The organism is Pedococcus soli (assembly GCF_054782575.1).
On the sequence record NZ_BAAGSF010000001.1, the window covers coordinates 309,803 to 331,590 of the forward strand.

General features: G+C 70.4%; 19 protein-coding genes. 2 read left to right on the forward strand and 17 right to left on the reverse strand.

Going from position 1 to position 21,788, the window contains the following annotated elements; translation table 11 throughout:
• Positions 1 to 52: 52 nt before the first annotated feature.
• From ACYVKF_RS01315 to ACYVKF_RS01355, 9 genes are all read right to left on the reverse strand, one after another.
• Positions 53 to 595: a VOC family protein gene (locus tag ACYVKF_RS01315; RefSeq protein WP_460964305.1), complete on the reverse strand. Its 543-nt coding sequence runs from the start codon at positions 593 to 595 to the stop codon at positions 53 to 55.
• 10 nt (positions 596 to 605) lie between these two features.
• Positions 606 to 1,676 carry a 2,3-butanediol dehydrogenase gene (locus tag ACYVKF_RS01320; RefSeq protein ID WP_056916826.1) on the reverse strand — a complete coding sequence of 357 codons (1,071 nt, stop codon included), beginning with the start codon at positions 1,674 to 1,676 and terminating at the stop codon, positions 606 to 608.
• 17 nt (positions 1,677 to 1,693) lie between these two features.
• Positions 1,694 to 4,222, reverse strand: coding sequence for an ATP-binding cassette domain-containing protein (locus ACYVKF_RS01325; RefSeq protein ID WP_056918692.1), 2,529 nt, complete (start codon positions 4,220 to 4,222; stop codon positions 1,694 to 1,696).
• 56 nt (positions 4,223 to 4,278) lie between these two features.
• The gene (locus ACYVKF_RS01330) at positions 4,279 to 5,397 is read right to left on the reverse strand and encodes a substrate-binding domain-containing protein (protein WP_056916824.1); all 1,119 of its coding nucleotides are present in this window, start codon (positions 5,395 to 5,397) and stop codon (positions 4,279 to 4,281) included.
• Positions 5,398 to 5,501: 104 nt separating this feature from the next.
• Positions 5,502 to 6,521 carry an ABC transporter permease gene (locus tag ACYVKF_RS01335; protein ID WP_056918691.1) on the reverse strand — a complete coding sequence of 340 codons (1,020 nt, stop codon included), beginning with the start codon at positions 6,519 to 6,521 and terminating at the stop codon, positions 5,502 to 5,504.
• 136 nt (positions 6,522 to 6,657) lie between these two features.
• Complete coding sequence (locus tag ACYVKF_RS01340) at positions 6,658 to 7,515, reverse strand: NAD(P)-dependent oxidoreductase (RefSeq protein ID WP_460964308.1); 858 nt, start codon at positions 7,513 to 7,515, stop codon at positions 6,658 to 6,660.
• Entirely contained in the window at positions 7,508 to 8,560 is a 1,053-nt protein-coding gene (locus ACYVKF_RS01345) for a zinc-dependent alcohol dehydrogenase (protein WP_056918689.1), read from the reverse strand. Before ACYVKF_RS01345 ends, ACYVKF_RS01340 begins: the two co-directional genes overlap by 8 nt.
• Positions 8,561 to 8,592: 32 nt before the next feature.
• Positions 8,593 to 9,573 (reverse strand): zinc-dependent alcohol dehydrogenase, encoded by a 981-nt coding sequence (locus tag ACYVKF_RS01350; RefSeq protein ID WP_460964311.1) that lies wholly within the window; start codon positions 9,571 to 9,573, stop codon positions 8,593 to 8,595.
• Between the two features lie 111 nt (positions 9,574 to 9,684).
• A complete protein-coding gene (locus ACYVKF_RS01355; protein WP_235530731.1) occupies positions 9,685 to 10,398 on the reverse strand; it encodes a helix-turn-helix domain-containing protein in 714 nt (237 codons plus the stop codon).
• A gap of 275 nt (positions 10,399 to 10,673) precedes the next feature.
• On the opposite strand from ACYVKF_RS01355, the gene ACYVKF_RS01360 reads away from it, so the two are divergent.
• A complete protein-coding gene (locus ACYVKF_RS01360) occupies positions 10,674 to 11,741 on the forward strand; it encodes an SDR family oxidoreductase (RefSeq protein WP_056918687.1) in 1,068 nt (355 codons plus the stop codon).
• A gap of 25 nt (positions 11,742 to 11,766) precedes the next feature.
• The gene (locus ACYVKF_RS01365; protein WP_460964685.1) at positions 11,767 to 13,233 is read left to right on the forward strand and encodes an NAD-dependent succinate-semialdehyde dehydrogenase; all 1,467 of its coding nucleotides are present in this window, start codon (positions 11,767 to 11,769) and stop codon (positions 13,231 to 13,233) included.
• Between the two features lie 18 nt (positions 13,234 to 13,251).
• On the opposite strand, the gene ACYVKF_RS01370 is transcribed toward ACYVKF_RS01365, so the two are convergent.
• From ACYVKF_RS01370 to ACYVKF_RS01405, 8 genes are all read right to left on the reverse strand, one after another.
• Entirely contained in the window at positions 13,252 to 14,520 is a 1,269-nt protein-coding gene (locus ACYVKF_RS01370) for a lipopolysaccharide biosynthesis protein (protein WP_460964314.1), read from the reverse strand.
• A 13-nt stretch (positions 14,521 to 14,533) separates the two neighbouring features.
• Positions 14,534 to 15,562, reverse strand: coding sequence for a glycosyltransferase family 4 protein (locus tag ACYVKF_RS01375; protein WP_460964316.1), 1,029 nt, complete (start codon positions 15,560 to 15,562; stop codon positions 14,534 to 14,536).
• Positions 15,559 to 16,074, reverse strand: a complete 516-nt coding sequence (locus ACYVKF_RS01380) for a glycosyltransferase (protein ID WP_162254776.1) — start codon at positions 16,072 to 16,074, stop codon at positions 15,559 to 15,561. The genes ACYVKF_RS01375 and ACYVKF_RS01380 overlap by 4 nt, the downstream gene beginning before the upstream one ends.
• 11 nt (positions 16,075 to 16,085) lie before the next feature.
• Complete coding sequence (locus ACYVKF_RS01385; RefSeq protein WP_235530729.1) at positions 16,086 to 16,445, reverse strand: glycosyltransferase family protein; 360 nt, start codon at positions 16,443 to 16,445, stop codon at positions 16,086 to 16,088.
• Between the two features lie 107 nt (positions 16,446 to 16,552).
• Entirely contained in the window at positions 16,553 to 17,434 is an 882-nt protein-coding gene (locus tag ACYVKF_RS01390; protein ID WP_056916813.1) for a YveK family protein, read from the reverse strand.
• Positions 17,386 to 18,609 carry an O-antigen ligase family protein gene (locus tag ACYVKF_RS01395; protein ID WP_460964319.1) on the reverse strand — a complete coding sequence of 408 codons (1,224 nt, stop codon included), beginning with the start codon at positions 18,607 to 18,609 and terminating at the stop codon, positions 17,386 to 17,388. Before ACYVKF_RS01395 ends, ACYVKF_RS01390 begins: the two co-directional genes overlap by 49 nt.
• The gene (locus ACYVKF_RS01400) at positions 18,606 to 19,514 is read right to left on the reverse strand and encodes a glycosyltransferase family 2 protein (RefSeq protein ID WP_460964322.1); all 909 of its coding nucleotides are present in this window, start codon (positions 19,512 to 19,514) and stop codon (positions 18,606 to 18,608) included. The genes ACYVKF_RS01395 and ACYVKF_RS01400 overlap by 4 nt, the downstream gene beginning before the upstream one ends.
• 259 nt (positions 19,515 to 19,773) lie before the next feature.
• Entirely contained in the window at positions 19,774 to 21,741 is a 1,968-nt protein-coding gene (locus tag ACYVKF_RS01405) for a cell wall-binding repeat-containing protein (RefSeq protein ID WP_460964324.1), read from the reverse strand.
• Between the last annotated feature and the right edge of the window lie 47 nt (positions 21,742 to 21,788).

Here is a 21,788-nt window from a genome sequence, read left to right on the forward strand (position 1 = left end):
TGGCACGGGTGGGGTGCCGAGCGGGTCGGCGGGGGCGAGCCTGCGGGTCGCCTCAGGCGGGCACGCGACTCTCGGCCTGCTCCTTCGACGGTCTGGAACGCAGGTACTCCGCGGCCGCGAGCCGGCGCGCCTCCTCGTCGTAGTAGGCGATCTCGACGAGCTCGAGCGCCAGGCCGTCGGGGTCGCTGAAGTAGACCCAGCGCCAGCCGGCGAGCGGCCCGTCGTCCACGACGTTCACCTCGGAGTAGAACGCCACCCCGTGGCTCTCGAGCTCTGCCTTGGTCGCCGCGACGTCGGCCACCTTGAAGCACACGTGGGCCGCGCCGAGGTTGTTGTTGGGCGGCGGCTGCGGGCCGCCGTCGGGCCGCTCGGCGTACTCGATGAGCTCCATGATGGTCTCGCCGGCGAGCAGCGAGACCTGGCGCAGCCTGGCTCCGGGAACCCCCACACCGACGGACAGCTCCGGTCCCTCGAACCAGGGCGTCGGCTCGTTGACGAAGGGCAGCCCGAGCAGGTCGTGGTAGAACCAGATCGACCGGTCGAGGTCGCGGACAACGAGGCCCACGTGGTGGATGGCCTGGATGGTGATTGCCATGACCGTCGCCTCAGCCCGACGTCGTCGGCGACACGAGGACCTTGAGCTGGTCACCGGTCGGGTTGACGAGGACGTCGAAGCCTCGGGACACGACGTCCTCGAGCCCGATCCGGGTCGTGACCGCCTTGGCGACGGGGTACTTGCCCGACGCGATCAGCCGGATGATGCGAGGCCAGTCCGTGATGAGGTAGCACCAGCTCCCGATGTAGCTGATGTCCTTCTCCGACAAGCGCATCGCGTCGATCGTCGCCGGCCGGGTGTGCAGCCCGGTCTGGACGATGCTGCCGCGGGTGCGCACGCTGTCCATCGCCGTGGTGAGCCCCGGCGTCGAGCCGGAGCACTCGGCCACGATGTCGACGCCCCGCCCCTCGGTCGTCTCGGCGATGAAGTCGGCGAAACCGTCCTGGGTGGGGTCGACCACCGGCCCGATGTCCATCGCCCGGGCCAACGCCGCACGGTTGGGGTTGGGCTCGGCGATCACGACGGTGGTGGCGCCCAGGGCGCTCGCGTACATCGCCGACAGGACACCGATCGGGCCGGCACCGGTGACGAGGACGATGTCACCGCCGCGCACACCGACGCGGTCGATGCCGTATGCCGCGACGCTGGCGGGTTCGACGACCGCACCCTCGACGTCCGACACCGAGTCCGGCAGGCGGCTGACCTGGTACTCCTTCAGCACCGCATACTGCGCGAGGCCACCGGTCTCCGCGGACAGTCCGGTGCAGGCGAACTTCTCGCAGAGGTGGCCCAGGCCCTCCCGGCAGAAGCGGCACCGTCCGCAGACGATGGCGGGCATGATGGCGACCCGGTCACCGACCGCCACGTCACTGACGCTGCGACCGACCTCCACCACCCGCGCGGAGAACTCGTGACCCAGCACCTGTGGAAGCGTCACGCCGGTGAGCGGATGTGGCGTCACCGGCGTGACGATGGGACCGACCATGTACTCGTGGAGGTCGGTGCCGCAGATGCCGCACCACAGGACCTCGACGAGCACCTCGTCGTGCTCGTGGATCTGGGGGACGTCGACGTCCTCGACGCGGATGTCGGACTTGCCGTGGAACCGTGCTGCCCGCATGGGGGTGTCCTCCTGGTCTAGACGCTGGCGCGCGCGCCGCGGACGCGCCCGTAGATGACGGCGGCGGCCACGATGAGCCCGCCCTGGAACAGGTACTGCCACGTCTGCGAGAGGTCGAGGAAGACCGTCGCGTTCAGCAGCTCGATGATCAGTCCGGCACCGAGGAGCGTGCCGATGAACGTCCCCCGGCCACCCAGGAGGCTGGTGCCACCGAGCACGACGGCCGTGATGCTGCTGAGGGTGTAGCCGACGCCCTGGGTGGGGTCGCCGATCCCGAGCTGCACGAGCAGGACGACGGAGCCCAGGAAGACGAACAGCGAGGCCACGACGTAGCCGAGCACCACCGTGCGGTCGACCTTGACCCCGACCCGTCGGGCCGAGCCCTCGTCGGACCCGACGGCGCGCAGCCGCCTCCCCCACCCGCTGTAGCGCAGCAGGCACTCCATCACCACCGCGGCGATGACGAGCAGGATGAACACGTTGGGGACCGGGCCGACCCCGAGCTGGAGGAACGCGGTGACACCGTCCGCGATGTTGCCGCCCGGCGCGCTCCGCAGCAGGAGGCTCAGCCCCTGCAGGGCGATGTAGGCCGCGAGGGTCGCGGCGACCGGGGTGAACTTGGCGTACCGGATCAGCGAGCCGTTGACCGCCCCGACACCGGCCGAGGCCAGCACCATGAGGACGATCCCGAGGGCCATGAAGGCCGGTGACTTCCCGTTGACGAGGAAGAACGAACCGATGACGACGACGAAGCCTGCCAGTGGGCCGACGGACAGGTCGATGCCTCCGGAGAGAAGTGCGACGGTCTGGCCCAGGGCGATGAATCCCAGTGCGGCGCAGGACATCGTGACGCTGGTGATGTTGAACGCAGAGAGGAAACGGGGGTTCTGCGCGTAGATGTAGCCGCCCAGCGCGATCATGACCAGGGCGAGGATCAGGACCGGGGCGTAGTCACCCTGCAGGAAGCGCCCGACCCGGGTGGAACCGGTCGCGCTGGTCGACGCGACCGCCCGGTCCTTGGACTTCGTCCGACTGGTGGCTCGCACGGCCGCGTCGATGAGGTTGCTCTCGGTGACGTCCGCGCCGGCGAAGGTGTTGACCACCGAGCCCCTCGACATCACGATGACGCGGTCGCAGAGCCCCTCGAGCTCCTTGGCGTCCGAGGACGCGACGACCACGGGTACGCCGCTGTCGGAGACCTCGCGCAGGATGCGGTAGATCTCCGCGCGCGCTCCCACGTCCACGCCCTGGGTGGGTTCGTCGGCGACGAGCAGCTTGGGTCGCGACAGCAGGGCACGCGCGAGCACCACCTTCTGCTGGTTGCCGCCCGACAGCGCCGAGACCTCGGTCTCCTGCGAGGCGGTCTTCACGGCCAGGTCCTTGAGCTCCGCGCCGACCGTCTCGACCTCGGCGCCGCGGTCCAGCAGCCATCCCTTGCGGAACCGGCCCAGTGCGGCGAGCGCCGCGTTCTCCCGGACCGAGAGGGTCATCATCAGGCCCTCGACGTGCCGGTCCGCAGGGAGGTATGCCGTCGCGTGCGCCAGCTGCTTCGCCGTGTGGTCCTTGGCGCCGATCCTGACGGTCCCCGTGAACGGCTCGAGCCCGTTGAGGGCGCGCAGCAGGTCGCTCTGGCCGTTCCCGACGATGCCCGAGATCCCCAGGACCTCTCCTCGACTGGCGGTGAAGGAGACGTCGTTGAAGCCCTTGCCGGAGAGGCCCTCGACGGTGAGGAACTCTTCTGCGTCGACCACGTCCGGGCGCTTGGGCGGGAACGTGTACTCGAGCTGGCGTCCGACGATCAGGGCCAGCAGCTCGTCGTCGGTGATCGTGTCCACCTCGGCCGTGCCGCGCACGCGACCGTCGCGCAGCACGGTCACCCGCTGCGCCAGCTCGCGGACCTCGGCGAGGCGGTGGGTGATGTAGACGACCGCGGTGCCGCGCTCGGCGGCCCGCCTGACCCAGGCGAAGAGGCGGTCGACCGACTCCGGGCCGAGGGGGGCGGTCGGCTCGTCGAGGATGAGGATGGTCGGCTTGACCAGCATCGCCTTGGCCAGCTCGAGCAGGTGCCGCTGTGCGACGCTCAACGAGTCGACGCGGTCCTCGAGGTGGGCGGTCGAGCCCACGTCGTCCAGGACCTGGCGCATGGTCGACTCGGCGGCCCTGCGCCCACCGAGCCGGTCGGCCTGGACCGCCACCCGGATGTTCTCCGCCACGGTCATGTCCGGCAGCACCGCAGGGTGCTGGTGGACGATCGCGATCCCCAGCTGCGTCGCCCGGGCCGGCGTCAGCGAGTCGATGGGCTCCCCGTCGACCTCGATCGTCCCGCCGTCGGGGAGGACGGAGCCGGTGGCGACGCCCATGAGCGTCGACTTGCCGGCACCGTTCTCCCCGAGCAGGGCGTGCACCTCTCCCGGCCGGATGGTCAGGGAGACGTCGGTGAGGGCGGCCACGCCGTCGTAGTGCTTGCTGATCTCGGTCAGCCTCATCGCCGACCTGAGGTCGGTGGCGAGGTCGGCCGGAGTCCGGTCCTGCGTCTGGTCGCTCATGGATCCGTCCTGGACATCAACGTGCATCTTCGACATGGGATCGCCTCACGTGGGGTTTACTTCAGCAGCTTCGCCTGGGCGTCGCCGGCCATCTGGGCGGAGAGGTAGATGTCCCCGGGCAGGGCCTTCTCGCAGGTGACGGGGTGCGGCGTGGAGCTGACCGAGTCCTCGAACATCGGCGCCTTGAACACGTCGTCGCTGGGCGTCTTGCCGCCGGTGGCGAGCGCCACGGCCCACTGGACGGCGAGGCGGGCGTTGTCGTTGCCGGTGGCGACCGTCATGAGCTTGAAGTCCGGGTTCTTGGCCTTGTGCGCCTCGTAGAAGCAGGAGAGCACGTTGCCGTCGGACGTGGCGATCATCGGGATCGACCGGCCGGACTTCTCGAACTCGGGCAGGGCGCCCACGAGGGACGGGCCGAAGTCCGAGACGATGACGTCGATCTTCGGGTACTTGGCGATGGCCGCGCTGAGCACCTGCTGGGTCTTGGACGGGTCCCAGTTGGTCACCTCGAACGGCGACTGACCGATGAACTTGTACTTGCCCGTGGGGTCGAGCACGGACTTCATGCCCTTCAGCTCGTCCACGCCCTGGCTGTTGCCCGCAGGTCCGGAGAGGAAGAGGACGTTGCCGCCGTCGGGGAGGTTCTTGACGATCCAGTCGCCCCAGTTCTTGCCGTCGGTGGTGAAGTCGGCCCCGATCCACACGTTGTAGTCGGCCTTGGCCGTGCCGCCCGGGTTCACGCGGTAGGGCACGGTGACCACGCCCGCCTTGAAGGCGCTGCGCAGGGCGGGGAGCATCGCGTTGCCGGCGTCGGGGAAGACCACCATCGCGTTGACGCCCTTGGCGACCAGTCCTTGGATGTCGGAGATGGCCTTCTGGGTGTCACCCTGTCCGTCGGCGTAGGTGAAGTTCGTGACGCTCGGGCACTTGGCGATCTCCTCCTTGGCCGCGGCCGTCGTGACCAAGCGCCAGCTGTTGCCGCCGAACCCGTCGGTCAGGCCGAGGGAGATCTTCTTGGTGCCGCACCAGGACGGGGCGCCGGCCACGGTCGCACCACTGGCCGATCCACTCGTGTCACCGCCCGCTGTGGTTCCGGTGCTGCTGCACGCTGCCAGCGAGAGGGCGACGGCGCCGCAGGAGGCCATCAGCCGGATCTTGCTCGTGGATTCCTTCATGGTTCTGGACCTTTCTGTGGTGCACGGGACAGCGTTGGGTAGAGCCGCGTCAGGGGAGGCGACGGGGCGACGGCGTGGGGCGGAGCAGGGGTGCTGCGTGGTGGTCAGGAGGGGGACGCGACCGGCCCGGGGCTGCGGGCGAACCGTTCGCGCAGACGGCGCCACTCGATGGAGTAGAGGGCCACGCCGATGGCGAAGGCTGCCGCCTGCACGAGCGTCTCGACGGCGAAGTTGACGCCCAGCGCGAGCACCAGCTGGTCGAGCTGGGTGAGGAACAACGCGGCGATCGCCGTGGCGGCGATGTTGCCGCGGCCGCCCAGCAGCGAGGTCCCGCCGAGGACGACGGCGGCCACCGAGGGCAGCAGGTAGCGGTCGCCCTGGTAGGCGGTGGGCTTGTTGAGGATGCCTGCGAGCAGCAGCCCTCCGAGCCAGTAGTGCACCTGGGCGGCCACGTACCCGCCGGCGCGGTGTCGTTGCACCCGTAGGCCGGTCGCCCATGCCGCCCTGCCGTTCGCCCCCACGGCCTCGAACCTGCGACCTGCCACGGTGCGCTTGACCACCAGGGTCGTGACGGCGACCGTGACGACCGCGACGAGCAGCGAGTTCGGGACCCACAGGAGGGTTCCGCCGGCCACGCTGGCCAGCAGGTCGGTGGTCTGGCGGGGGGTGCCTCCTGAGATGCCGAGGACACCGGCATACAGCAGGGCGTTCACCCCGAGCGTCGCGACGATGGGGTTCAGACCCATCCGACCGATCAGGAACCCGTTGACCAGTCCGGCGACGAGCACCACGCCCAGCGCCATCAGCGCCGCAGGGAGGACCTTCGCGTCGTTCCCGTAGGCCTGGTGGGTGACGATCACGACGACGATGGACACCGATCCCGGGACGGACAGGTCGAAGCCGCCCTGCATGACGACCAGGGTCTGGCCGATGGCCACGATCGCCAGGACCGCAGCGAACGGCAGCATTCCCTGGAGCGCTCCGGAGCTCATGCTGCTCGGGGCGAAGACGATCGAGACGACGGCCAGGAGGGCCAGGGCGGCCAGGACGGTCCACAGTCCGCGCGAGAGCACGGGCAGGGTTCGCCGCGGGCTGCTGCCGTGGGCGCCGTCGGTCGATGCCATCCCGTGCCTCCTCGTCGAGGTCCTCCGCAGTGTTCACAGAACGACTGCAGTTCGTTAGGTGTGACTGTACAACTGTGCTGAGGTGTTCACAAGGGGTTTACGCCTATGGGTTCGTCCCACGGGCGGACCGTCGCGCTCAGACGCGACTGAGATCGGCCATGTCCCGGTCACCGAAGCCCGACTCCACGGCGAGATGCACGGTGCGCAGCACCTGCTCGGTCACCACGGCCGGCGCACCCGTGCGACGGGCCTGCTCGGTGATGAGCTGGAGGTCCTTGGCCACCAGCGCCAGCGTCATGGCCACCGGTGTCGTGGTGTCCAGGAAGGCGCCCCGCTTGTACTGCACGTACGGTGCGCCGACCACGCTCTCCTGGAGCACGGCATACGCGTCCTCACGCGCGAGACCCGCTCCCTCGGCGAGCCGCAGCGACTCGGCGAGCGCAGCGTTCAGGTCGTGCAGGACGAGGTTGACGGCGAGCTTCATGACCTGGCCGGCCCCGGGATCCCCGACGCGGATCACCCTGCGGGCGATGGCACCGAGCACCCCCTCGGCCCGCGCGATGGCATCCTCCGGGCCCCCGGCCATGACGAGCAGGGTGCCACCCTCGACAGCCGGGACGCTCCCCGAGACGGGGGCGTCGACGAAGGACACCCCTCGCTGCGACAGGCCTTCGGCAAGGCGGTGCGCGGCCTCGACGCCACTGGTGCCCAGGTCGACGACGACGACGTCGTCGGCGTACGCGCCCTGCACGTCATCGGCCAGCAGCACCTCGCACGTGGCAGCACCGGTTGCCATCATGGTGAGCACCACGTCGGCGCCCGCGACCGCTTCCGCGGCCGTGTCCGCGACGACCAGGCGCTCGTGCCCCTCGGCGACGGCCTCGGCCGTGGCGCGCGTGCGGTTCCACAGTGGGACGTCGTGCCCGGCACCGGCCACCTTGCGGGCGACGGCCCCACCCATGCGCCCCGCCCCGAGGACGGCGACCCTAGCCACGACGGGGGTCCACGAGGATCTTCTGTCCGGCGGTGCCGGCGGCCAGGGGGTCCAGCCCCTGCGGGACGACGTCTGCCAGCGCGATCGTCCTGACGCCGACGGCATCGCTCAGACGCGTCCGGTCGAGCAGCGCGAGGGCCCGGGGGAGGTCGGTTCCGCACACGTGGGCCACCGTCGTCGCGACGTCCACCTCCCTCAGGACAACCCCCGCGAGGGCGATCGGCTGGGGTGCCTTCGACAGGCCGACCAGCAGGACCCGCCCACCGCGGACGGCGAGGTCCAGGGCCCGCGCAGCCGCCCCGGGGGCACCGGAGCTCTCGATGACGACGTCGACCTGGCCGCCGACGAGGTCGGCGACGGCCTCCGTCGAGGTGTCCGCGGTCAGCTTGATGGTGCGGCTCGCACCCAGGGTGGTGGCCGCCGCCAACCTCGCGTCGTCGATGTCGGCCACCACGACCTCACCGTCGTGACCGGTCAGCCCTGCGAGGATGAAGGAGCCGATGGCGCCCGCCCCGAGGACGAGGACCGTGTCACCCGGGCGGATGCCGGCGCGGTCGACGGCGTGCAGCCCCACCGCGAGCGGCTGCGCCAGCGCGGCATCGACGGTGCGCATGCCCGCGGGGACCTCCACCAGGGTCGAGGCGGGGGCAGCCACGAACTGGGCCAGTCCCCCGTGCGTCGACAGACCCAGCGTGTAGTACGAGGCGCAGAGGTTCGTCCGCCCACGGCGGCACCACGCGCAGGCTCCGCAGGAGACACCCGCCCCGGAGGCCACGGTCTTCCCGACCCATTCGCTGGCGTCCGGGGCCGATCCCACGACGCGACCGATGAACTCGTGGCCGAGGATGGTCGGGCCCACGTGTCCGCTGCCGGGGTGGCGGGTCTGCAGCGGGACCATCATCGGTCCCTTGCTGTACTCCGTGGCATCGGTACCGCAGAGGCCGTTGTGGAACACCTCGATGACGACCTCGCCCGTCTTCGGCGTGGGGTCGGCCACCTCCTCGACCCTGAGGTCACCCGGTGCGTGGAGAACTCCTGCAAGCATGCGAATGTCCTTCTCTTCAGGGCTCGGTGGACCTACAGCGTCGCGTCGGACGTCAGGTGGACCTTGACCTGCGCCTTGTCCTCGAGGACGGTCCGGATGCCTCGGTCACCCTCGAGGAGGGGGACCTGGCACGTGACCAGGGGGGAGAGGTCGACACCGCTGCGAGCCAGGAAGCGCAGGGTCTGGGGCCACACGCCGGGTGAGCCGATGATCCCCCGCGCCTGGAGCTCCTTGGACTGGAAGAGACCGAGCTTCGCCGGCACCGAGGAGCCCACGTCGATGCCGACGTAGACCAGTCGGGCGCGGAAACCCGCGACCTCCAGCGCAGAGGCCATCGCCTCCGGGCGACCACTCGCCTCGATGACGACGCTCGGCCCGTGGCCGTCGGTGTGCTCCTTGACCGCGTCCTCGAAGTCGGCCGACGTCGGGTCGAGGGCGATCTCCGCCCCGAGCGTCTGCGCCAGGCCGGACCGGGCGGCCGACGGCTCGGCGACGATGACCTTGGCCCGCTTGCCCGCGGATGCGGCAACCACGCCGAGCCCGATGGGGCCGGCTCCGTAGACCAGCACGGTGTCGCTGGCGTCGAGGTTGTCGGCCTGCACGGTGGCGTAGTAGCCGCAGCTGAAGGGTTCGACCAGGGCGCCCTGCGTCCACGACAGCGCGTCCGGGAGGCGGTGCAGCCACGACTCCTTCGCGACGAAGAACTCGGCGGCCGCGCCGCTGATGCTGAAGCCGAAGTGGTCGCTGCCGATGACGCACTCCCCCACGACCCGGTCGCCGGGCCCGTAACCGGTCACGCCCCGCCCCACCTGGACGACCTCGCCGGCCCACTCGTGCCCCGGGATCACCGGGTACTCGAAGGGGATGATGTAGCGGCCTTCGAGCAGCTCGATGTCCGAGTGGCAGACGCCCACCGCGCGGCTGGCGACGAGGACCTCGTCATCGCCGATGCTCGGGAGATCCAGCTCGTTCACCGCGTAGGTGGAGGGGGCTTCGAACTGCAGCGCCTTCATGCGCACCTCTCGGTCGACGTCGTTGTCGCAGCATCCGCGAGGGACACCATGTGTTCATACATGGTTAACGCTGCGGCGTTCGGTGTCAAGAACTACCGAACGATCGTCGCCTCAGTGCTGGTGCGCGACGAGCCAGATGCCCCGCGCCGGCTCGTCGCCGCGGTTCGTGAGGAGGTGGGGCAGGGAGGAGTCCAGGCTCATCGAGTCCCCGGCGCGCAGGGTGAACACGTCGAAGCCCGCGGTGATCTCGAGCTCCCCCTCGACGAGGTACCCGAACTCGAAGCCGGCGTGCTGCAGCATCCGGCCGTCGCTCGTCGAGCTGCTGTGCGCCGGGTAGATGATCTCCATGAAGTCGAAGTCCGGCCCCGTGTTCGTGGCCAGTCGCTCCCACACCACGCCGGTGTCCATCTCGAGCCGCGAGCGCTCCCCCGGCCGCGTCACGGCGACCCGGCTGTGGCTCGACTCCTGGGGGAAGGCCTCCGCCGGCGAGCTGATGTCGGAGCGGGCGGGGAGCTTGCCCACCACCCCTACGGCCTTGCGCTGCTTCGGCGTGGACCCGAGCGAACGCACCGGTGTCGCAGCAGGATCCGGCGTCTCCGACTCCACGGCGAAGAGCTCGTCGATGGAGACGTTGAGCAGGCGGGCCAGGGAGTACAAGGTGGCCACCGACGGCTGGGACTTGCCGTTCTCGATCTGCGACACGAAGGACGGCGAGACGCCGAGCTCGCGCGCCGCACCCCGCAGGGACAGGCCGGCCCGCGTCCGTTCCTCGCGCAGGCGTGCGCCCAACCGTCCCACTGGCATGGTGACCAATCCCTCGCTCATCGGATCCACTTCCCGCCGAAGGTACCCCGGATCCGCGAGGACCAGTCGGTCCCGTGCCGCATCAGTGCCACACCGTGTCGATGCGTCCGACCGGAACGGCTCTCGGGCCGGGACGGCGCTCAGGCATGCCCTTCTCCGTTCAGTGGTTCGCGACAGTGATCGAAATGTTAACCTATACTTGACCCCTCGGTCTATGCGCGCCACGATGCCGCACACCGTCGGACCAGGCCCGTCCCCCGCCTGGCTGTCCCGTCACACCTCAGGAGACCTGTCAGATGAAGCGCTCTGCCCTCGTTGTCGGCGTTACCGGCATGGCTGGCTACAGTTCAGCGATCGCCCTGCAGGACAAGGGATTCGAGGTGATCGGCATGTCGCGGTCACCCAAGTACGAGCTCCCCGGCGTCACCCACGTGTACGCCGACGTGCTCGACCGGGAGTCGATCCGGGCAGCCATCGCCGGGCTCACCATCACGGACGTGGTGTTCGCGACCTGGCAGCGGCAGGACACCGAGGCGGAGAACTGCAGGGTCAATGGTGAAATGCTGCAGAACACCCTGGACATCGTGTGCGCCACGAACCAGCTGACGCACGCGACCCTCATCACCGGGCTGAAGCACTACCTCGGGCCGTTCGAGGCCTACGCCAGCGCCCCGGCCGACACCCCGTTCCGTGAGGAGCAGGGACGACTGCCGCACCAGAACTTCTACTACGTCCAGGAGGACATCCTCTTCGCGGCGGCGGAGGAGCACTCGTTCACGTGGTCGGTGCACCGACCCCACACGCTCATCGGCTACGCCCTGGGCAACGCGATGAACATGGGGGTGACGCTGGCCGTCTACGGTGCGATCTGCCGCGCGACCGGCGAGCCCTTCGTGTTCCCGGGCAGCCCGGAGCAGTGGAACGGCGTCACCGACCTCACCGACGCCCGCCTGCTCGGACGCCACGTGGCCTGGTCCACCAGCGAACCAGCCGGCGAGAACGAGGCCTTCAACACCGTCAACGGCGAGGTCTTCCGCTGGCGGCAGCTGTGGAAGGACGTCGCCGCGGCGCTCGGTGTCGAGCCCGCGGAGTACCCGGGCTCCCCCACCCCGCTGGAGGGTCGGATGGACCACGCGGACGAGGTGTGGGCCGGCATCGTCGAGGCCAACGACCTCAAGCCGTATGCCGCGTCCGAGCTGGCGTCCTGGTGGCACACCGACGCCGACCTCGGGCGCACCGTGGAGACCTTCGCCGACATGGGCAAGAGCCGCGCTGCCGGGTTCCTGGACTACCAGGGCACGGCCCAGTCGTTCCGCGACCTGTTCGAGCAGCTGCGCGAGAACGGCATCGTGCCCCGCGTCTGACCGGCCACCTCCGACCTCAAGCCCCCTGGAGACCAGCGTGAACCGTCAGGACCTGCTCGCCGACGTGCCGAGACAGCTGTACATCGGCGGCACGTGGCAGGACTCGAGCTCGGGTTCGACCTTCGAGGTCCACGACCCGGCGACGGGTGCCGTCCTCGCCCATGTCGCCGACGCCACCGTCGAGGACGGCGCTGCCGCGCTGGATGCGGCCGCAGCGGCGCAGGCCGGGTGGGCGCGGACCCCACCGCGCGAGCGCGCCGAGCTGTTGCGCGCGGCATACGAGCTGCTCGTCGAACGCACCGAGGACCTCGCCCTCCTCATGACCCTCGAGATGGGCAAGCCGCTCGCCGAGTCGCGGGCCGAGGTGGCCTACGGCGCAGAGTTCTTCCGCTGGTTCAGCGAGGAGGCGGTCCGCGTCCACGGGCGCTTCTCCGTCGCCCCCAACGGAGCGACACGGCTCGTCACGATGAAGGCTCCTGTCGGCCCCACCCTGATGATCACGCCGTGGAACTTTCCGCTCGCGATGGGCACGCGCAAGATCGGACCCGCCATCGCGGCGGGCTGCACCATGGTGGTGAAGCCGGCGCACGAGACACCACTTTCCATGCTGGCGCTCGCGCGGCTGCTGCAGGAGGTCGGCGTACCGGACGGTGTGGTCAACGTGGTGACCACGTCGCACTCGGGGGCCGTGTGCGCACCCCTGATCCGCGACCCACGCCTGCGCAAGCTCACGTTCACCGGCTCCACCCCGGTGGGCAGGGCCCTCGTGGAGCAGTCCGCCGCGCAGCTCCTGCGGGTGTCCATGGAGCTCGGCGGCAACGCCCCGTTCCTCGTCTTCGAGGACGCCGACGTCGACGCCGCGGTAGACGGCGCCATGCTCGCCAAGATGCGCAACATGGGCGAGGCCTGCACCGCGGCCAACCGCTTCCTCGTCCACGAGTCGGTCTCGGAAGAGTTCTCCGGCAAGCTCGCGGCACGGGTGGGCGCGCTGACGCTGGGTCCGGGTACCCGGGCCGGGGTGGACGTCGGACCGCTGGTGACGGCCAAGGCGCGCGACGGGGTGGATGCGCTCGTCCAGGACGCCGTGGGCCGGGGGGCGAAGGTCCTCACCGGGGGCTCACCCGTTCCAGGTGACGGCTGGTTCTACGGCCCCACGGTCCTGACCGACGTCCCACCGGGGGCGCGATGCCTCACCGAGGAGATCTTCGGACCGGTGGCCCCCGTCACCACCTTCGCCACCGAGGCCGAAGCCGTCGCTGCTGCCAACTCCACGGAGTACGGGCTGGTCGGGTACGTCTTCACCCGCGACCTCTCGCGTGCCCTGCGCGTCGGTGAGGCCCTCGAGTTCGGCATGGTCGGCGTGAACCAGGGCATCGTCTCCAACCCGGCGGCGCCGTTCGGAGGGGTCAAGCACTCGGGGTTCGGTCGTGAGGGCGGGTTCGAGGGCATCGAGGAGTACCTCGAGACGAAGTACGTCGGCATCGCCCTCTGACACCTGCCTGAGCCGGGTCTAGGTCCGGCTCGTCGCGGGACCACGCACGGCGACCCCCGGAAGCGGCTCGCTGACCGCTCGGCGCTGCATGGCCACGTGGACCATGAGGGAGAGCACCTGGGCGACCGCCCACACGGTGAGAGCCTGTTCACCGCCCAGGACCGGGATGAGCGCCAGGGTGGCCGCGGACACGGCGAGGTTGCCGAGCGTCCACACCAGCTCGAGCGTCGTGCGGCCGACCAGCACCAGGGTCTGCGACATCGGGAGCCACAGGATGAGGACGGCGAAGCTGAGGCAGGCCGGGACGAGCACCGTCGAGACGCCGTTCCACTGCTCTCCCAGCAGGGGCACCACCCAGAGCACCCCGACGATGATGCCGACGACCGAGGGGATCACGAGCAAGGACAGCCGCCCCAACCACCTGCGGTGCAGGTGCACCCGCTCGGAGCTGTCTCCGTCCCGCACGAGGCGGGCGAACTCCGCCGTGTACAGCGGGGCAGCGGTCGAGTAGACGACGTTGACGACGGCATTCATGATGCGGCTGAGGAGGGCCCAGGCGCCGGCGAGGGCGGTGGCGCCGAATGCCGGCAGGAGGAGCGCCGGGAGCGCGGTCCCGAGGTTGGCCGCCAGGTTGTTGAGCGGCTGCCAGCCGACCTCACGCCGGACGATGCGCCAGTCCCCACGGTGGGCCGGCCGCGCCTGCGAGAGCCAGCCCGGGAGGCCGTGCAGCATCACGAGGACCCCGAGCAGGGTGGAGACGACGAAGGCGCCGGTGAGGACGAGGTAGCCCGGCAGGGACGTGAAGATGAGCCCGATGATCAGGGCCGCGTTGCTGAAACCGCTCAGGACCCTGTTGCGCGCCAGGAGGTGCGGACGGCTGGCGCGGACCACGGCTGACGTCACGACGTTCAGCGCGGAGACCGCCAGGAACGACGGACCGAGCAGGAGGGCGATGCTCGCCCACGTGGCTCCTTCGAGCGAGGCCACTGCGCCCACGAGGACCGTCAACGCGGACGTGGTCACCACCGTGGTCGTGGCCACGCGGATGAGGGCCCGCGAGTCGTCGTCGGAGACGACCGGCAGGCGGGTCTCGGTGGCGAGGGCGTTCACGGAGGACACCGCCGCCGTGGCGGCACGGATCCCGGCATAGATCGCGAAGTCGGAGGGTCCTGCGCTCGTGGCGGCCACGACCGTGGCCACGAGGGCGGCACCCTGCGCGAGAGCCGTCGACCCGAACAGCTTCCCCGCCATCGCGTACCGGACGCCGACATCCTTCATGCGCGTCACGGCCACCCCCCTGTCATCCCCTGCCGACGATGAGCTCGGCATACCGCCGCACCATCGTGGACAGGTCGAAGAGGTCGATGCGTTCGCGCGCGGACGCCGCCAGGTCGCGGCGCACCGAGTCGTCGGCGGCCAGGGCGTCGAGGCCGGCGCGCCACACCATGGGGTCGTCCCCGTCGCAGTACCAGGCCGCGTCGCCCAGCACCTCGCGGTTGAACGGACGGTCGGACGCGATGACAGCCAGGCCGTGGCTGGCGGCCTCGAGCATCACCAGGGGCAGTCCCTCGCGTTCGCTCGGGAAGGCGAGCACCTCGTGGTTCCGGTACTGCCCTGCCATCTCCTCGCTGGGAACGCGTCCGGCGAAGGTGACGTCGGCGCCGGTGGTCTCGGCCAACGTGCGCAGCTCCTCGAGCAGCGGTCCGTCACCGCACACGGTCAGGCTGGCCGTCGATCCGGCCACCGCACGGATGGCCACGTCGACTCGCTTCTGAGGGACCAGTCGACCTGCCACCAGCACCCGCACCGGGCGCGAGGACCGCATTCCGTCGATCGAGTCAAAGGTGGGCTCCGGCTCATCGGCGTGAGTCTGCGGGACCGGTATGGCGTTGGGGATCGCCTTGGCGCGAGCCACGACCCGGAGCCATGGCTGGAACGTCGCGAGGGCAGCATGGCCACACACCACGACGTCGGTGGCGACACGCGTGACGCCGAGAAGGGCGACCACGATCGACTTCGGCGCTCCCAGCGACGGCTGGGATGCGTGGATCACCAGCACTCGACGATCCACCCCCGCCGCACGCGCCGCGGTCAAGGCGAGCGCGGCGGCCAGGACGGTGTGTGCCATCACTGCTTCGGGTCGCTCGGTGCGCCAACGCCTGGCCAGCTGGCGCCACAGCGACGCCGGCGACTGACGTTCCCGCATCGACTGCAAATCCACGAGGGTAGACGACACCCCTGCTGAGGGCAGGTGTTCGTCCAGCAGCATCGCCATCCGCTGCATACCCCCCATGCGAACGTGGGGCACCACCTGCACGACGTGCGTCATCCGCGCCACCAACGGCTGCGCCCCGTCATGACCACATTGGTGACGTAGGCATCCAGGCGGTCAGCCGTGACCCGGACCCGGGAGTCGTCCTGCGGGATGCGCACGATCTCCGGCTGGGCCAGGGCCGCGGTCAGGAGGCGCTCGAAGGTCTGTTGGTCCTCAGCCAGCAGGACGAGCGAGTCCGCCGCCAGTCGACGAGCGAAGCGCTGCTGGTGGCCGTCGACGATCTCGCCCAGGTCCGGGTCACGCGGCACGCACAGGGGCAACCGGCCCTGTGCCCTAGCCTCGAAGATGGTCCCCGGGCCACCATGGGTGATGACCACGTCGCTCGACGCCATGAGGGCGTTGAGCTCGTCGAACGGGAAGAATGCGCGGTTCTTGGCCCGTGACGCGGGTGCCGTCTGTCCGTGCTGCACGAGGACCTGGTCGGCCATGTCCTGGCGAACGGCGAGGAAGTCGTCGACCCAGCCGATGAGGCGGTCGAAGGGCTGGTGATCCGTGCCAATGGTCACCAGAACCCTGGTCACAGCAGCTGTCCGATCACAGTTGCCCCGGGGTACACGACGAGCTGGTCATCGGACTGCACGCAGAAGTCGTCCGTGAGGCGCGCGCAGATGCGCCCGGTGACGGTGCCCGAGTCGAGGCGGTCGATGACTTCGATGTACACCGTCGGGATACCGATCAGCTTCGCGATGAGGAAGAAGGGGACCGCAACCCCGGCCCCGTTGGACACGATCACATCGGGGCGTCGCTCGCGCAGGACGCGAAGGGCCACCCCGAAGTTGCGCAGGAAGTTGCGGGCGTTCCGGGTCGTAGGGAAGTGCGCAAAGGTCACGTCCTCGTCCTGCAGCCGAGCGCGCACGTCGGGGAGGTCGGCCGTCACCCACCGACGATCGTGCCGGGACCACCAAGGGCGGACGGTCATGAGCTGAGCCAGGTGGCCGCCTGCCGAACAGACCAGGAGGAGATCGTGCCGACCCGTGTCGCGACTCATCGTTGCGCCCGCTTGCGCCGGTTCGCCGAGACCACGACGAGCACGGGAGCCTCGCCCTGCGAGTTCAGCGAGACCTGCTCCTCCACGTTGTTCTCCGTGGCTCGCCCGGCAGCGGCGACGAGCAGGGTGGGACCACCAGCGGCCTCGTCCACGCCGATGTGGGCGGACAGCCGCGAGGCCTGCGCGTCGGAGCGTCCGGCCCCCACCACGCGTCCGGCCGGCCGGCCGAGCCAGTGCTGGAACTGCTGCACCTGGTCGGGCCGATGGACGTCCAGGACCAGCGGATAGGTGCGCACGTCGTCGTCGAGCTGCAGGTACCGGGGGTGGTGCACCGGCCGACGAATCGCACCCCAGAGCAGCACGAGGAGCACGCCCGCCGCGGCGCCGCCGACCAGCCCGGCGAGGAGTGCCTTGGTGTCCGAGGGCGAGACCAGCGGGGCCACCCAGAGCTTGGTCATCGTCACGGCCGGGAAGGTGTAGGAGTCGATGGCGGCCAGGACGGCACGCTGACGCGCCGTCGCACCCGCCGACGTCGGGCCCGAAACGGTGACTCCCACCACGTCCGCCGTCGACCCGTCACTCACGCTGACGCTCAGGCGGAGGTCCTCCACCGTGGTCCCGTCCCCCAGCCTCGAGGCGGCGTCGGCCAGCAGTGGGTCGCCCAGGATCGCCTGGGTCTGGGTCTGGAAGAAGCGCAAGGGGTCGACCGCACGCAGGCCCGCCTGGTCCTTGGTCGGCAGCACGGTCAGGTACGTGGTGGTGCTGTACGTCTTCGTGTGCGCCGAGTATCCGAATGCCACGACGAGCCCCGCGAGGGCCAGCACCAGGATCACGGGGAACTGACGAACGACGAGGCGCCAGGCGTAGGCGATGAACACTCTCGGTCCTTTCTTCTTGAAGCCAGCGCGCTGGACAGCGCGACGAGGAGCACCCAGTTGACCGTCGTGAAACCGGTCGCTTCGGTGATGTTGTAGAGGGCCATGACCGTCACCAGGACGACCGGCCACATGTCAGCCCCGGACCCGTGGTCCACGGTGCTGCGCCAGCCACGGGCGAGGACGGTCCCGAGGAACAGGACGGTGAGCGCGAGGCCGACGAGACCGAGCTGAGCCGTCACGTCGAGATAGCCGTCGTGGGCGTGGAAGAACGGCACGCCGTAGTTGTCGCTCCAGATGCGTGTGGTCGTCGGGTCCCCGTCGACCCACAGCGCCTTCCAGCCGTAGCCCTGCATCGGTCGTTCCGCAATGGCCCTGGTGACGGCGTACCAGATGCGCGTTCGCCCGGTCAGGGTGGCGTCGCGCCCCAGCAGGCCCAGCACAGCGGACCACTGGGTGTGCACCACCCACGTCAGTGAGCCCAAGACCACCAGCACTCCCGTCACTGGGACCGCCACGGGTCCTTTGCTTCGAGCGATGAGCCTGAGGAGCATCACCAGGACGACGGTCACGAGGCTCAGGCTCAGTCCTGTCGCACTGTCGGCAAGGACCACCCCCACCACGGCCACGACAGGGCGCGCGATGTCGAGCGGCGAGGTCGCCCCCGAGCTGCGGGCCTCCACCAAGGCGCACAGGGCAGCGCCCAGCGCGAGAACAGCGAAGAACGCAAAAAGGTTCTTGTCCGCGAAGAGCCCCTCGATGATGTTGGTGTAGTGCCCCTGAGAACCCCGGCCGACACTGGGCACGAAGACACCCAGCGCGATGTTCAGCAGCACGAACGCCGCTGAGGTGTCGGCGAACAGGCGCAGGAGCTCCGCGCGGCCACGGCCGACCGCCACGAGCAACCCCGAGACGACGAGCAGGAGCTGGACGAGGACGGCCGACGCCGTCACGCCCGGCAGGACCGACCAGAAGACCGACATGGCCAACCAGGCCAGGTAGGCGAGGAGTGCCAGCGACACCCGCGTCGAGGCGAGCAGCCGCCGATTCGCCAGGACAGCGAGGACTAGCAGGACGGCCGTGACACCTGATGCCAGCTTGCTGCCGGTGAAGGGCTGGATCGCGGTCGTGCAGAAGATCCAGACCGCGAGCGGTCGGCTCACCAGCGGCCTGGTCATCGGCTCCCCCTGCCGAGGCCGCGGGCCGCCAGCACGACCGGTCTCCCGACGAAGCGGGCGAGATCCAGCGGTCGCGGACGCCCGGTGAGCGCGGCCGTCAGGATGGTCCGCTGCTCACCCGGCGACCAGCGGTGGAGTGCAGCCCCTCGGGCCACCTCGGTGAGGACGAAGGCCGAGAACGCGCGCGAGCCCAGGTCGTCGGCGCGCGCCGTGGCCCAGTCCAGGGAGGCCCGCCACGACGATGCTCCGCTGACCGAGTTCCTGCGGGGTGCCGCGTCGACGACCGCGAGCGTCTCCATGAGGACCTCGACCCGGACACCGGCCTGCTCGAGGTCGAGCAGCCAGTCCCATTCCTCGTGGGTCACCAGGTGCTCGGGCATCGGGCGGGCGACGGCGATGCCGCGTGGCAGCAGGAAGGTGGGCGTCGGCAGGGCACCTTCGCCGGCGTGGTTGCGCACGAAGAGGTACTCCGCCAGTCGCTCGTCCGAGCGGGGCGGCCGGGTGGGCCACTCTGCGGCGGAGTTTCCGGTGAGGAAGCGGGACCGGCAGGACACCAGCAGTCGATCGTTGTCGGTCGCAGCCTCCCAGTGCGCGACCTGGCGCTCGAGCTTGGTGGGCAGCCAGTGGTCGTCGTCGTCGAGGAAGGCCACGAGGTCGCCCTCGGCCAACCGCACCCCCGTGTTGCGAGCCGCCGCGGCGCCGCGGGACGAGTCGTGCACGTGCACGCGGACCGTCGGTGCGTTCAGGACCCGCAGCGCTTCGACGGTCTCGTCGTCCGGGCCGTCGACCACGACGACGACCTCGTGCGGCGGGCGGGTCTGCTCGAGGGCCGAGGCCACGGCGGCCACGACGAGCGTGGGGCGGTTGCGCGTGGGCAGGACGACACTCACCCACGTGCGTGCCATCGTTCCCAACCCCCTGGAGCAGTGCGCCGAGGTCGGACCACGTGGTGGTGCAGCGGGCCCTCGGTAGACCCAAACGCTGGGAGCGTACGTCACTAATGGAGCGGGGCAGACCACTTCCACCAAAGACGCATCAATGGGTTGAAGCCCATCGGAACCGTGCGCATTCAGGCACTGTCAGTCGCAGGTCAAAGGTCGAATTCGCCTCTCCTCGCTGACATCCCGCCGCAAACGACCGCAGGGAGCCGGGTCGGAAGGGCCGTCAGTTCGGGCCGCAGGAGGCGGTGGTGCGGATCGACCACAGCGCGAGCTGCCCCGACTCGCTGGCGTCCTTCTGCTTGGCCGCCAGGATCCGGGCTGCCTCGGGCACGCCGTCGCGGTAGGAGCAGGCGTAGGGGAGCAGACGCATGTAGCCCTGCACGTCGTTGACCGTCGACCGGTCGGGGTGCACCCAGCCGCCGGGCATCACCGACGCCAGGGAGGCCCGGCCGGCCTCGACGTCGAGCTGGAACTGGAAGTCGATCATCGCCGCGTTGTGGTTCCAGTCCTGGCGGGTGGTGAGGTGGTTGGAGCTGTAGGGCCACCAGCCGCCGGAGGCCTTGGAGACGTCGTGCGCGTAGAGGCGCTGGGCCAGCTCCTGCTGACCGGGTCGCCGCACCCCGGCGTCCCACGCCGACTGGAGGAACCACGACGCCGACGAGTTGACGTTGTAGACGCAGAACCGCCGATCCGTGACAGCCGTGGAGTACGCGAGGCAGTCCTCGTCCCCCGTGACGCGGGGCCACGCCATGACCAGGTCGACGAGGTCACCCACCTCGGCGGCCTGCACCGCCCCGGCGCGGAGCCCGACGAGCAGGCCCACTCCCGCGTGGTCCGTGACCGACACGAGGTAGCTCGTGTCGGGCGGGTTCACCGAGCCGTCGCTGAACGCGTCCCAGGCCCGTTCCATGCCGTAGCCGCCGTCAGGCTTCTTCACGCTGCGCAGCCGCGAGAGCTGGGCCAGCGCCTCGGACGAGCCCCAGCCGTAGAGCGTGGCGATCGAGGCAGCCTGGTATGCCGCGTCGTAGGCGACGTAGGCAGTCGGCGGCTGCTTCTGCTGGCGGGCCAGCAGGTCGAGCGAGAGCTGGAGCCAGGTGCCAACCCTGCGGGAGCGAGCGAGGTCTGCCGCGACGGACGCGAGCGCCCCCTTGCCCGGGGCGGTGAGCAGCACGGGGCCGCCCTGCGTGGCGGCACCCACACCACCGACGAGGGCGTCGGCGAATCCCTGACCCGTTGCGAGGTACGCCCCCGTCGCCTTCCGGAGCTGGGCGACGATGGCCGCAAGGGCGGACGACGTGGCATACCGGTCGGCGCCGGACGCGCGCTCGGCCGTGGCGCCCGTGGCCGACTCGGCGGCAGCGACGGTGCGTGCGGAGACGGCCGAGGTGCCACCCGCGACGACCAGGCGGCCGGGCGCGAGCCGCACGAGCTGCTCGCCCACCGAAGGGGGAAGCGACGTCGGCGGCGTGAGCAGGAGCGGTCCGCGCAGGGCCGCCGCGACCGGACCCGCCGAGACACCGTCGGGGAAGGCGGCCCCGGAGGCCAGCACCGCTCCGGCCCCGCCGGCGGCGAAGTACCCCGCCACCTTCGCGGAAGTGGAGTACCGGTCGGAGCCGTAGATCCGGCGCAGTGCCACCGAGGCGCCGCCTGCAGCGGCGCGGGCTGCATCGGCGACCCGGGCCGAGACCACGCCGGGACCACCCACCACGGTGACCCGCGTCGGCGACAGTCGGGCGAGCTCGGCAGCGACGGACGACGGGAGGGCATCGCGCGGCACGAGGAGCAGCGGCCCCCTCAGCCGTGAGGCGAGCGGGGCGGCCGACAGCGCGTCGGGGAAGTCGACACCGGAGGCGAGGACGACCTCGCCGGCGCCGTTCGGGGCCATCGCGCGGGACACCGACACGGCCGTCCGGAACCGGTCCGAGCCGGCGATGCGACGCGAGTCGCCGGCGACGACGTCGGCACGGTCGCGGAAGGTGTCCGGGAGGACGCTCGCGCCACCGAGCAGGGTCACCTGGATGGTGGGGCGGGTGATCCCAGCGACCAGCCCACCGCCCGCCGCTGCAGCCGCAAGCTGTCCGGGCTCGACGTTGCGGTCATCGGCGCTGGCCGGGGTGGCCGATGCAGCCATGACGCTGACCGCAACGGCGGCGGCCAGCAACGCACCGGACATGGCTCTCACTCGTGACACACGGGACACCGTAACCGTCGCCGGGCTCGCGTCCGAGTGAATGCGGA